The 13,895-nt window shown below is 45.8% G+C and carries 10 protein-coding genes; all 10 read left to right on the top strand.

All coding sequences use genetic code 11. The annotated features are described in order from the left end of the window. Positions 1-9 precede the first annotated feature (9 nt). Complete coding sequence (locus tag F0220_RS02595; RefSeq protein WP_074093246.1) at positions 10-426, top strand: pyridoxamine 5'-phosphate oxidase family protein; 417 nt, start codon at positions 10-12, stop codon at positions 424-426. Positions 427-903: 477 nt separating this feature from the next. Next, positions 904-3,177 (top strand): bifunctional 2',3'-cyclic-nucleotide 2'-phosphodiesterase/3'-nucleotidase, encoded by a 2,274-nt coding sequence (locus F0220_RS02600; protein ID WP_105601509.1) that lies wholly within the window; start codon positions 904-906, stop codon positions 3,175-3,177. Between the two features lie 213 nt (positions 3,178-3,390). Continuing rightward, positions 3,391-4,449 carry an EAL domain-containing protein gene (locus tag F0220_RS02605; protein ID WP_091018469.1) on the top strand — a complete coding sequence of 353 codons (1,059 nt, stop codon included), beginning with the start codon at positions 3,391-3,393 and terminating at the stop codon, positions 4,447-4,449. Between the two features lie 173 nt (positions 4,450-4,622). Beyond that, complete coding sequence (locus tag F0220_RS02610; RefSeq protein WP_105601508.1) at positions 4,623-6,713, top strand: methyl-accepting chemotaxis protein; 2,091 nt, start codon at positions 4,623-4,625, stop codon at positions 6,711-6,713. Positions 6,714-6,901: 188 nt separating this feature from the next. Next, positions 6,902-8,194, top strand: a complete 1,293-nt coding sequence (locus F0220_RS02615; protein ID WP_091018472.1) for an arsenic transporter — start codon at positions 6,902-6,904, stop codon at positions 8,192-8,194. 565 nt (positions 8,195-8,759) lie between these two features. Beyond that, the gene (locus F0220_RS02620; protein WP_091018473.1) at positions 8,760-9,686 is read left to right on the top strand and encodes a phosphate ABC transporter substrate-binding protein PstS family protein; all 927 of its coding nucleotides are present in this window, start codon (positions 8,760-8,762) and stop codon (positions 9,684-9,686) included. Positions 9,687-9,801: 115 nt separating this feature from the next. Beyond that, the gene (gene pstC / locus F0220_RS02625; RefSeq protein WP_017690972.1) at positions 9,802-10,737 is read left to right on the top strand and encodes a phosphate ABC transporter permease subunit PstC; all 936 of its coding nucleotides are present in this window, start codon (positions 9,802-9,804) and stop codon (positions 10,735-10,737) included. A 2-nt stretch (positions 10,738-10,739) separates the two neighbouring features. Continuing rightward, a complete protein-coding gene (pstA, locus tag F0220_RS02630; protein ID WP_105601638.1) occupies positions 10,740-11,627 on the top strand; it encodes a phosphate ABC transporter permease PstA in 888 nt (295 codons plus the stop codon). A 12-nt stretch (positions 11,628-11,639) separates the two neighbouring features. Then, a complete protein-coding gene (gene pstB / locus F0220_RS02635) occupies positions 11,640-12,395 on the top strand; it encodes a phosphate ABC transporter ATP-binding protein PstB (RefSeq protein WP_036616781.1) in 756 nt (251 codons plus the stop codon). Between the two features lie 226 nt (positions 12,396-12,621). Next, complete coding sequence (locus F0220_RS02640; protein ID WP_181155568.1) at positions 12,622-13,614, top strand: phosphotransferase enzyme family protein; 993 nt, start codon at positions 12,622-12,624, stop codon at positions 13,612-13,614. The last annotated feature ends 281 nt before the right edge of the window (positions 13,615-13,895 follow it).

A 13,895-nucleotide genomic window follows, 5' to 3' on the forward strand; every position in this document is an offset into this window, starting at 1 on the left:
GCACTTCCCATGAACCAGACTGAATTGGAACAAAACATTGTAAAAGCATTGGAAAACAACCCTTTTTGCAGCTTCTCCACTGTGGAGAATGGTAAACCGAAATCCCGCTATATGGCGCTTTTCAACGATGGACTGAACATTCATCTGGCAACGAACCGCCGTACACACAAAGTAGAGGAACTGGAGAATAATCCGAATGTTAGCCTGCTACTGGGTTACGAGGCTGGTGGTTCCAAGGAAGTCGTTGAGATCGAAGGAACCTGTGAAGTGACCAAGAACGAAGGCTTGCGTGAGCAAGTGTGGAACGACGAACTGAAGGCGTGGTTCGATGGACCTAATGATCCAAACTATGTCATTCTGGACATCACCCCGACTCGTATTGAATATACAGGGAAAGATCATGAACATCATGTGTGGGAACAATAATCCGAATATGAACATAACCTCTGCAAAGTAGCGTCCTTATGCGAAAATACGCGCAGAGTTTAATCCAACCGTGAAAGCCATGAAGGTTTCACGGTTTTTGGTATGGATGAATAAAGATGAATTGGTTATACATGTAAGCCACATGTAATATACGTATTTTAAAGATAATAAGTACGATATACCTACTAAAATGTTGAAAAAAATGTCGAAATCACGCATGATAATGTAAACTTACCTAGGTATGTGCGGTTAATGTAAAAAATAATGCTTTTCAATGGCTGAACATTGCGTTATGATTTTGAATGTAAACGACAAGCACAGACATAAATAGATGTTCATGTGAGATAAACTTACCTGAAATTCCGATGCATGTCATCAGAGCGTCAGTACGCACAACCCATGAGATCTATCTTTTTTCTGCGCTCTTCGTTTGCCCATTAATGCATGATTCAATGTACATAACCGGGAGGGGTTATTTTGAAAACGAGTAAAAAAGTATTATCAAGCCTGACTGCCGCTTTGGTTGCATTAAACGTGCTTGCGGTGTTTCCGGTACCTGTATCGGCTGCGGATGCTGCCAAAGTTAAACTGCGGATCATGGAGACAACAGACATTCATGACAATCTGATTAACTACGATTATTATTCCGACAAAGAGACAGATCAGTATGGACTTGCCAAAACAGCTACACTGATCAAAAAAGCGCGTGATGAAGCCAAGAACAGCTTGCTGTTCGACAATGGTGATCTGATTCAGGGTAACCCGCTGGGAGACTATGTTGCGAAGATTGATCCACTGAAAAAGGGTGAGACTCACCCTGTATATAAAGCGATGAATCTGCTCGATTATGATGCAGGTAACATCGGTAACCATGAGTTCAACTATGGTCTGGACTTCCTGGACATGACGCTGGAGGGAGCGAACTTCCCTTACATTAATGCCAATGTTTATGTAGACGATGGTGATGATGATGAGACAAATGACAAGAATTACTTCACACCGTATGAGATTTTGGATAAAAAAGTAACGGATGAGACTGGCAAAGAACATACGATCAAAGTGGGTGTGATCGGATTTGTACCGCCACAAGTCATGCAGTGGGACAGCGCTAACCTTGAAGGCAAAGTCATCGCCAAGGATATTATTGCTACCGCTAAAAAATTCATTCCAAAAATGAAGGCCGAAGGTGCCGACATTATTGTAGCCATTCCTCACTCCGGATTTGAGGATATCCCTCAAACGGATCTGATGGAGAACTCCGTACTGTACCTGAGTCAGGTAGAAGGCATTAATGCCATTCTGTTTGGACATGCTCACAAAGTATTCCCAAGTGCTGATTTTGCCGGCAAAAAAGGGGTAGACCTTGAGAAAGGCACAATCAATGGCGTTCCTGCTGTTGAGCCAGGGTTCTGGGGTGATCACCTGGGGATTATTGATCTGGATCTGGAGCTGGTTGATGGCAAATGGAAAGTGGTGGATTCCAAAACGGAAGCACGCCCAATCTATGACACTGCGAACAAAAAGCCACTGGTAGATGCGGATAAAGACATCATTGATGCGGTTCATGAAGAGCATGAAGGTACATTGGAGTATGTTCGTGGTCCAGTAGGCGAAACGACAGCACCGATCAACAGCTTCTTCGCTCTGGTTCAGGATGATCCATCCATTCAGATCGTAACGAATGCACAGAAATGGTATGTCGAAAAACATATGCAAGGTACGGAGTATGAGAAAATTCCTGTATTGTCCGCAGGTGCACCATTCAAAGCCGGTGGACGTTCAGGCGCTTCGTATTACACGAATATTCCTAAAGGCACCATTGCGATCAAAAACGTTGCTGACCTGTACGTGTATCCAAATACGGTACATGCTGTAATGGTTAACGGCGCAGAACTGAAAGAATGGCTGGAATGGTCTGCAGGCCAGTTCAACCAGATTGACCCGGCCAAAGGTGGACAACAACAACTGATCAACAACGACTTCCCAACGTACAACTTCGATGTTATCGATGGTGTAACGTATCAGATCGATGTGACACAACCAGCCAAGTATGACGGCAAAGCAACCGTTGTAAATGCATCGGCAAGCCGGATCAAGGATCTGAGTTTTAACGGTAAACCGATTGACCCAGCGCAAAAATTCATCGTAGCGACGAATAACTACCGTGCATCTTCATCCAAGCTGGCTAACCCGGACGGTAAACGTATCGTTCTGGCTGCACCGGATGAGAACCGTCAAGTGATCATCGATTACATCCGTGAAAATAAAACGATTAATCCGGCAGCGGACGGCAACTGGTCCCTGGCACCAATCAAACCATCTGCTGGTGTAACTGCAGCAGCACTTAACGACCTTGAAGTGGTATTCGCATCTTCCCCGGATGCCAAAAATCTGGTAGAAGCGAACCCGGCGATGTCTTTCATTGGTACAAATGATGATGGTTTTGCTGAATACGGCATGAAATTGACTGGAGAAGCAACAACAACTCCGAAACCAGGTTCGGAGCCTGCTCCTACGCCTACAAAGCCAACTAAACCTACGGAGCCGACTACTCCAACCAAACCAACGACCAAGCCACAGCCTGAGAAACCAGCGGGCGGCAAAGTGGTATATGTGGTGAAAAAAGGGGACAACCTGTACCGCATCGGTATGAAATATGGTGTGGACTGGCGCAAGCTGGCAACAGCTAACAAAATCTCGAATGTTCATAACCTGAAAGTTGGACAGAAAATCGTGATTCCCGCTTCTTAAAGTGTAATAAGCTGAGGAGGAGACCGACAGTCATCAGACTGTCGGTCTTTTTTCTGCAAATTTGAATATATTTGTTCCAAGAACCGTCATACAGGAAGTCATCAAAACAGTAGAGATTAATTTTAAGACCCATGATATAATATTTACAAACTTTGGGTATATACAAGTGAACATTAATGGACATGGAATCTAAATTGGCAAGGGGGGTCCTACATGAATTGCAGTGGCTGCAGTCCAATCTATGCTATAGAGGGCCAAGGTACCTTGTACTTGCGTCCCATTTCCCCCGCTTTGCTGGAAGCGCTACAAACGCCGGGAAGACTTATTGAGACGTCGGATGACATGATGTGGATGGATTTTTCGAATCTTGAGACGGTTCAGAGCTTAATAGAAGAGATCGGCGAAATTGATCCGACATTACGTGATTCCCTAACCGTTCAGATTCTGCCTATTTACGAACAGGCTAATGAAGAAAGCTGGATTAGTCTAACCATGCAGGAGTCCCGTTTCAAACATGCGGAGCTTGTTTCCATTATTCTGGAGCATCAATTCAGCAGTCATATGCAACCCATCGTTGATGCATCGGAGCAGATCATCGGATATGAGTTTTTGCTTCGTCCTGCTGAGAATGGAAAATCCTTCAGTTCCTATGAATTATTTGAAGTTGCGCGTGAGACCGGACTACATTCTTTTCTGGATCGATTGGCGCGTATTACTGCTATTGAGACCAGTGCCCTTTTTCTGCCGCATGGTGTCAAACGCTTCGTAAATTTCCTGCCTTCCTCCATATACAATCCTGAATATTGTCTGACACATACGTTTGAAGCGATTGAACGCCTTTCGCTGGACCCTAAAGATTTTGTGTTTGAAGTCGTGGAAACAGAGCAGATTCAGCATATGCCCATCTTGCAGCAAATATTTGAGGTATATCGTTCCCGTGGAATGTCGGTTGCACTGGATGATGTGGGTGCCGGATATTCGACAATAGAGTTGATGAATCGGTTAGAACCGGATTTTGTCAAAATAGATCGAAGTCTTATTGACCGTTGTGATCAGGATTCGACCAAACAACAGCAAATTCTTCACATTGTTGAGATGTCGAGTCGATTTGGAGGGCAAGTTCTTGCCGAGGGGATCGAACGGATGGAAGAGTTTGAATTCTGTCGTTCCATAGGTATTGAGCTTGCACAGGGCTACTATTTTGGTAAACCCTCGGCACAACCCCCAGGCGGTCCGTACTCTAATACTTCATCTAATTCATGGAATAATTAGTAACCTGTATCTTGTACAAGTCGCTTCTGATCAGAGGTGGCTTGTTTGGCGTGCCTGCACATTTTTCACTCAAATAAAAACCCTCATTTAGCCGATATATAAGATAAGCCTTTTAGATTGATCCATACATACAAAGAAAGAGGGCATTTTTACATTTTGAGGGGGAGAAAGACATGAGTGAAACTCAGGATAATAAACCAATGAAAGCAGCGAAACCTGCCAAACCAAAACATAATCAAAATAAAAAGAAGAAGAAAAAGAAAGGTTTCGTCTGGAATATAAGGAACAAACTATTGGTCTCCTTCCTGGCCGTTCTGCTCCTGCCAAGCTTGGCGATCGGCTTGATCACACTAACGATGGCTGAAGATGGCGTACAAGGACAATTAGTGGATAGTGCCAAGCAAAGTGTGAGCACTGCCAATATCATTGTAGAAAGCCAAGTGAATTATAAGATCCATGATATTAACTATTTCGGGGATGCCCTTGATCCGGGCTTGGTCAAAGGGGAGAACGATAGTCCAGAGCTTCAGTTGAAGCTGGAGCAATATCTGGGCTTGCATCCCGATGCCATGAACATTTTTGTAGGAACAACGGAAGGAGTCATGGTTCGGGGTAAAGCAACAGCAAGCAGTACGCGGGGAGATGCATATGATCCTAGGGAGCGGGAGTGGTACAAACTAGCGATGGAAAAGCCGGGTACAGCCGTTGTATCCGCTGTGTCTGTTAATACCGATGGCGTTGCCGTTGTATTTATCTCCAAAACATTAAAGGACCAATCCGGTGTTGTCGGTTTGTCTCTGGATCTAACAGACCTGCAAGAGCAAGCATCCATTAAGGTGGGTAAAGAAGGCTACGTCATTATTTTGGATGCAAACAAAAATTATGTCGTATCGCCTGTAGCAGATGCAGGTACACAGGAAGCTAGTGGTTTGCTGGATGAAATGTATGAGGGTAAAGAAGGTCAATTCGATTATGTATTCAATGAGCAACCGAAAACGATGATCTTTGCTACCAATGAAGCAACGGGCTGGAAAATTGCCGGAACGATGTCTAAAAGTGAAATAACCAATGCGAGCAAGGACATTCGCATGATTACATTTGTAGTGATCCTGGCGGCTACGTTCCTTACGCTCATCTTCATAATCTGGTTTACACGCTCCATGCTGCGTCCAATCAAACGACTTCAGGAATCGGCCAGAGCGGTAAGTAAAGGCGACTTGACCGTGAAAATGGAAACTGGGCGTAAAGATGAAGTCGGGGAACTGGCAAAATATTTTGAACGTATGGTCGATAACCTGCGAATGATGATTCTTGGTGTACAAGAAACGACAGAGCAGGTATCTGCTTCTTCTCAAGAGTTGTCTGCCAGTGCAGAACAAACCACCAAAGCGATTGAACATTCAACACAGGCCATTCAGGAACTGGCTGAAGGTGCAGAGCAGCAGGTAAACAGCGTGAAAGATGGATCGGGACAGATGAGCCGAATGGCAGAAGATGTTCGCATGATGTCCGAGCGTGTGCAATCGATTACGGCGAATATGCGGAATACGTCCGGAGCGGCTTCTTCTGGGAATGAGGCAGCAGGACAGGCTGTGGAGCAGATGAACAGTATCCAGGAAACGGTGGAGCAGCTGGGAACGGTGGTTCAATCTCTGAATGCCCGTTCCGTTGAAATTGGTAGCATGGTTGATGTCATTGCATCCATCTCGAAACAAACGAACTTGCTCGCATTAAATGCTTCTATTGAAGCGGCAAGAGCGGGGGATGCGGGTCGTGGGTTTGCAGTTGTAGCCGGTGAGGTACGCAAACTGGCAGAAGAATCCGGAAGTTCGGCAGCGCAGATTGGTGAGGTGGTTCATAATATCCGTCAGGACATGGATGCCGCTCTAATCGCCATGAATGCGGCTCAGACTCGGGTAGGAGAAGGAATTCAGGCTGTGAATACGTCAGGACAATCCTTTGCTCAGATTCGGGAGGCGGTGGAAGATGCTGTTCATACATTGGATGACTTGTCCGCAACAACGAAACAACTGGAGAGTGGTGCATCCCACGTTGCCAAGGCGATGAGTGATATTTCGAATGTGACCCAGGAATCGGCTGCGAATACAGAATCCGTGTCTGCATCTTCGCAAGAACAACTGGCATCGGTAGAAGAGATCGCATCATCCTCGGCACATTTGAACAGTATGGCGGAACAATTGCAGGGATTGCTTGGCATGTTCAAGATGGTGGAGGATACGCCGAAGGATAAGGGCAAAGAATAAATTCCAGCATTTTAGCAACATAATCTACCACAACTTTTATATATAGAAGAAAATAAAGATAGACAATGTTCCTGTAGCCCTGTATAAATATATCGTCTGGTTATTCTGCGCGTATAGCGGTGTAATCTTACAAAACAAGATCGAATTAACGAAATAATATATGGATACAGGGTACAGCAGGAGGCTCTATGGTATACGTAGCAATACTGATTTTTGTAGTAACAATCACCTTGGTAATCTGGCAACCTCGTGGATTGGGGATCGGTTGGACTGCCTCGGGTGGGGCATTGGTTGCCTTGCTATGCGGGGTCGTCAGCTTGAACGATGCCTCGGATGTAGCATCCATTGTATGGAATGCAACGCTGGCCTTTGTTGGCATTATTATGATTTCTCTCATTCTCGACGAGACGGGTTTCTTTGAATGGGCTGCCCTTCATATGGCAAGGCTGGCTGGAGGAGACGGTCGCAGACTGTTCTTCTACTCCATTCTGCTGGGAGCCGCAGTATCTGCCCTGTTCGCCAATGATGGTGCAGCGCTCATCCTGACGCCAATTGTACTGGCGATGGTGCGGGCATTAAAGTTTGATGAGCGTATGGTACTGGCTTTTGTAATGGCGAGTGGATTTATCGCGGATACTACATCGTTGCCGCTGGTCGTCAGCAATTTAGTTAACATTGTGTCTGCCGATTTCTTTGGCATTACATTTGTAGAGTATGCGGTACGCATGGCCGTGCCGAATCTGATCTCGATTGTAGCGAGTACGGGGATGTTATTCTTGTTTTATCGCAAAAGCATACCCCAGCGCTACGACATCTCTCTAGCACGCGATCCGAAGGAAGCAATACGTGATCCACGGATGTTCCGAATTGCCTGGTTCATGCTTGGGCTGTTATTGGTGGCTTACGCATCCAGTGAGTTTCTGCCGATTCCCGTGTCGGTGATCGTGGGCTCCGTTGCGCTGCTGTTCGCTTTACTGGCACGCAAGAGCGAGGCTGTTGATCTGAAACGGGTCATTAAGGAAGCGCCATGGTCAATTGTGGTGTTCTCCGTGGGCATGTATATCGTCGTATATGGACTGCGGAATGCAGGGTTAACGGATCATCTGAGCCGCTGGCTGGATGCCATAGCAGAGCATGGTCTGCTGGCTGCTTCGCTCGGAATGGGCATCATAGCGGCCGTATTGTCATCGGTCATGAACAATCTGCCGACCGTATTGATTAACCTGCTAGCCATCCAGGGCGCGCATACCGAAGGTATCATTCAGGAAGCATTGATCTATGCCAATGTCATTGGTTCCGACCTGGGCCCCAAAATGACTCCGATTGGATCACTTGCCACATTGCTGTGGCTGCATGTGTTATCCCGCAAAGGTGTGAAGATTACATGGGGGTATTATTTCAAGGTAGGCATCATCCTGACGATTCCAACATTATTAATTACCCTAGCTGGATTGGCATTGTGGTTATGGATTCTAGGTTAGTTAAATTAGATTTTACATTAAGTATCAATAAGATAATTCTATTGTAATGTAAAAGGCTGCTCTCACAGCTGGTGCTACGCACTGGCAGCGAGGCAGTTTTTTTCTGCTTTTGTACCTTCTATAGAAGAAACAGATTTTCTTTCTCTATTAAAGAATCAACAAAGTATTTACACAAGGCCAGCCTTTTATAGGGCTGGCCTTCTTTGCCTACTTCCCAGGCAGGAGATGGAAATGCCTGAGATCCAACGAGCGCTGACACAGCGAAGGGAACGGAACGATTGTGGAAAATCGAAGCGTTCGCCTTTATCCCCGGATGTATTCCTTGGAAAAAGTAAATCATATAAATCCGGGGATAACAGCGATTGAAACAACGTCCGTTACCGAAGCGCCCACTTCAGCGCAATTTGTCTCAAATGATTTTCAATATACAGCCGATATTTTTAACATTGCGTTTACAAAACACTGATTTTAAGATGACATACCGAAACTACAATGAGTAAAGAGTTGATGGTGAACAAACAAATTCACAAAACGCCATCACTACATTGGGGGAGGAAAACAAAACATGTTTAAAAAGTTGCCGTTTATTTTGATGACCTTAACGTTCGTACTGGTGCTCGCTGCATGCGGATCGAAAAATGACGCGGGTACAGAGGGTGCTGCAAGCAATGGATCAGGGGAAGCTGCTGCTGAGCTTAGCGGTAACATTCTGGCAGTCGGATCGACAGCATTGTTACCTCTGGTAGAACAAGCTGGACAGAAATTTATGGCAGTTGATGAATATAAGAACGTAACGGTTCAAGTTCAAGGTGGCGGTAGTGGTACTGGTTTGACACAAGTATCTGACGGACAAGCTACAATCGGTAACTCTGATGTATTCGCAGAAGAGAAACTGGAGGACGAAGCCAAAGTAAAAGAACTGGTTGACCATCAAGTAGCCGTAGTAGCTATGGCTCCAGTTAGTAACAAAGATGCAGGTGTAGCAGATTTGACGAAACAACAACTAGTCGACATTTTCTCCGGTAAAGTAACGAACTGGAAAGACGTTGGTGGCGCGGATAAAGCAATTGTTATTGTAAACCGTCCAAGTAGTTCCGGTACTCGTGCAACGTTCGAGAAGTATGCATTGGGTGCAAAAATGGGTGATATCCAAGGTTCGATTCAAGAAGATTCTTCTGGTAACGTAAAAAAATTGGTAGCTGAAACGCCAGGTGCTATTGGTTACCTTGCCCTGTCTTACTTGGATGACAGCTTGCAAGTATTGAAATACGAAGGTGTAGAAGCAACAGTTGAGAACGTAGAAGCAGGAACTTATCCGGTGTGGGCTTACGAGCACATGTACACCAAAGGTGAGCCGGATGCAGCAACAAAAGCGTTCCTGGACTACATCCTGAGTGACGAAATTCAACAAAACGACGTGACAGAACTTGGATACATTCCAATGTCAGGCATGAAAGTAAAACGCGATGCAGCAGGTAATGTGGTTCAATAATCTTTGAACTTGCGCATACAGCGAAAGAGGCGGACTCAGGTCCCGCCTCTTTACGCGGTTTGCTCTGAAATAATCCCATATTTTGCATTAATTCTACTATAGAAGGATGGTTGTTATGGAACAGACCGAAGGGGGAACGGTAATGAATAACAAGTTGAAACCGCGCCGGCCCTTAAAAGAAAAACATTATTGGGAAGAGTGGACGGGACGGATCTATACGTCGATTTGTGTCGTTTTCCTGATCGTTGTCATGTTTTCCATTGTTTATTTTGTAGCGTCCAAGGGACTGTCCACATTTTTCCAAAATGGAATAAGCATAAGTGAATTCCTTGGTGGAAAGACGTGGAATCCAACTGGAGAACCTGCGTTCTACGGGGCATTGCCGTTCATTACAGGTTCTTTCATTACAACCTTGCTTGCAGCATTGATCGCTAGTCCACTGGGCCTGTGTGCAGCACTCTTCATGACAGAGATTGTACCGGGTAAAGGGAAAAAGATATTGCAACCGGCGATTGAGCTTTTGTCTGGAATTCCGTCTGTTGTGTACGGATTTATCGGTCTGAGTGTCATCGTACCTTTGCTGCGCAGTATCTTTGGTGGAACAGGCGTCGGGATTGCAGCCGGATGTCTTGTTCTCGCGGTAATGATTCTTCCTACGGTAACAAGTATTATGGCAGATGCGTTGTCCGCGTTGCCAAAAGGATTGCGTGAATCCTCTTACGCACTGGGTGCCACTCGCTGGCAAACCATCTACCGTGTCATCATTCCAACGACTTTGCCAGCTTTGTTGACAGGTGTCGTTTTGGGTATGGCCCGTGCTTTTGGTGAGGCCCTTGCTGTGCAGATGGTTATCGGTAATGCACCGCATGTTCCAACATCCTTGCTTGAATCAGCTTCAACATTAACAAGTGTAATTACACTCAGCATGGGTAACACCACGATGGGTTCTGTTCATAACAATGCACTGTGGAGTATGGCGCTTGTCCTGCTGGTGATGACATTTGTCTTCGTCATTCTGGTTCGCCTGCTTGAAAGGAGGAACCGGGTATGAAAATGAAGGCAAAGACGGTAGATAAAATTGCAACATCCGTTATCGTTGTATTGGCCCTGTTCATTGTTATTATATTGCTCGGTCTGCTTGGCTTCATCATGTATAGAGGCATTGGACATATTAGCTGGAACTTCCTGACGAGCGCACCCCAGTTGCTTAAAGGTGGCGGTGGGATTGGTCCACAGCTCTTTAACTCCATATTCTTGCTTGTCCTGACATTGATTGTGACCATCCCACTCGGATGGGGCGGTGGAATTTACATGGCGGAATACGCCAAACCAGGCAAGATTACCAGCTTCATTCGTCTGGTCGTTGAAGTGTTGTCCTCATTCCCATCCATCGTTATCGGTTTGTTTGGTCTCTTGTTGCTAGTCAATCAATTTGGTCTTGGTTTCTCCCTGATCTCGGGTGCCTTGGCTCTGGCGATCTTTAACTTGCCACTGATGGTGCGGACAACGGAGCAGGCCTTCCGGGCCGTTCCGAAGGAACAGAAGGAAGCAGGTCTGGCGCTTGGGCTGTCCAAGTGGAAAATCATTACTTCCATTCTGTTGCCTGTAGCATTACCGAGCTTGATTACGGGTACGATCCTGGCATCGGGCCGGATCTTCGGTGAGGCAGCCGCATTGATGTTCACCGCAGGTATGAGTAGTCCACCACTGGACTTTACGGATTGGAATCCGACAAGTCCAAGATCACCACTTAATCCTTTCCGTCCGGCAGAGACACTTGCTGTCCATATCTGGAAAGTGAATAGTGAAGGTATTGGGCCAGATTCCAAAGAAGTGGCAGCAGGGGCATCTGCCGTGCTTGTCATTCTCGTGCTGGCGTTCAATCTAAGTGCACGCTGGATCGGTCGGGTTGTATTCCGCCGCATGACAGCTTCGAAATAAGGAGGAACCAACATGGCCATACCTTTTGGTACGGAACAGTTAAGCATATATTATGGACATTTCCAGGCGGTCAAACAGATTAGCCTGACGTTTCCTGAAGCAAGCGTAACGGCTCTTATCGGGCCGTCTGGCTGCGGTAAATCCACGTTCCTCCGGTCGCTGAACCGGATGAACGACGAGATTGCCGGTTCCCGTACAGAGGGACATATCTGGATGGACGGTAACGATCTGAATGAGCCTGGAACCGATGTAATCAAGCTTCGCCAGAAGATTGGCATGGTGTGGCAGAAGCCGAATCCTTTTCATAAGTCCATCTACAATAATATCGCGTTTGGCCCCCGCTACCGCGGTACGAAGAGTAAGAAGGCACTGGATGAAATTGTGGAAAAAAGCTTGCGCCGTGCTGCGCTCTGGGACGAAGTGAAAGACAGACTGCATGAGTCAGCTCTGTCTCTCTCTGGCGGACAACAGCAGCGCCTATGTATCGCTCGCGCTTTGTCTGTTGAACCACAGATTCTGCTGCTCGATGAGCCGGCATCTGCACTTGACCCGGTATCTACGGGTAAAGTTGAAGAGTTGATTACCGAACTCAAGAAGGAGCTGCGGATTGTTATTGTTACCCATAACATGCAGCAGGCGGCACGCATCTCGGATTACACAGCTTATTTCTATCTGGGAAGCATGATTGAGCATGGGGATACAGAGCATATTTTCACGAACCCGGACAATCGTCTGACGCAAGAATACATTATGGGTCGTTTTGGTTAATTGGATCATGGAGTGTCACATAGAGCAACAGACAGAGAAATTGAGAAATAAATAGAGAGACAAAAGAAAGCACAATGCCTGGACGCTTGTTCGGGGGTTGTGCTTTTTTAATTTATAATTTTAGTGGAATTTTCTGTATGTGGCATAAACATTATGCTACGATATTTAGTAATAAGAGAGCGTTTACATTATTTTGAAGGAGATGTTGATAATCACTACGGATCAGATGTCTTACGACCATATGGCAGCTCAGATTATACAGAACTACACTATTGAGAAACCTGTCGTTTCCTATATTCGTCACAACGAGAATCTGACGTATCATGTCGTTGATGAAGCAAGCGGGCAGAAGTATCTGCTCCGTATCCATCAAGCCGCATATACAAGTATGACAGGCATTCAGCATACACCTCCTGCGCTGGAGGCAGAGATGAATCTGCTTCATGAGTTAAATGCAACGACAGCATTGCGCGTGCAACATCCAGTACGCAACGCATCCGGTGAATGGGTCACGGTATGGACAAGTGAGGCAGGGAAAGAGATCTGCTGTACAGTACTGGAGTGGATTGAGGGCAGGGACATCCAGCAGGGAGAACGTCTGACAACAGAGCAGATCTATGATCTTGGGGCACAACTGCAGATGCTTCATCAATATGGGCGTGAGCAGAATCAGACAGATCGAACTAAGGTACGGCCGGCATATGGCAACATTCATGAGAACTTGGTCATGCTAGGGCAGCTAGAGGAAGGTGTCCGACTGGGGATTTTTATAACGGAAGACTTCGATCTGCTTCGTGAGACGTTTGAGAACATTAATGAGCAGCTAGAAACATACCCGCAGCACGCGGAGACATGGGGAATCATTCATGGGGATATTACTCGCAACAATCTGCTGATCACGGATCAGGGGATGTCCATGATTGATTTTTGTCTACACGGTTATGGTTATTATCTTTTCGATGCCGGAGGGGCAGCGCTTATGTTCAATCGGGAGGAACGTGACATATTCTTATCAGGTTATACCAAACAGATCGCACCACTGACGGATCGTGATATCCGATTAATGGAAGGGTTCATGTTGATCTTTACACTTGGTTATTATGCTTTTCAGATGGGGAACGAGTCTAGGCACGAGTGGATGAAAGATCGCATGCCGAAGTTATGCAGCAAGTATTGCAGACCTTATGTACAGAACGAGAGTATCTTCTACGAACTGTGAATTAGGGTGTGCAGATCAGGATAGGCTACGAACAGTGTGGTTCAAATATTATGGTTGCCTGAATACCCGAACAGTTTCGTGGACAATATCATAAATAGTAGTAAGCGCTTTATGAATTGAAGGAAAATGAAATAAGCTGTTTAAAAGTTCTCTTTATCGAATTAATGTAATGAAAGCTGACAAAATATTCTGGTTTTCATCGGTTCAATCGAAAATGAGGGAAATACATCCAAAGAAATCGTTAAGTTTGTTGACACTGATCTTCCGGTCGATTAATCTTA

Source organism: Paenibacillus sp. 37 (genome assembly GCF_008386395.1).
Lineage (GTDB): Bacteria > Bacillota > Bacilli > Paenibacillales > Paenibacillaceae > Paenibacillus > Paenibacillus amylolyticus_B.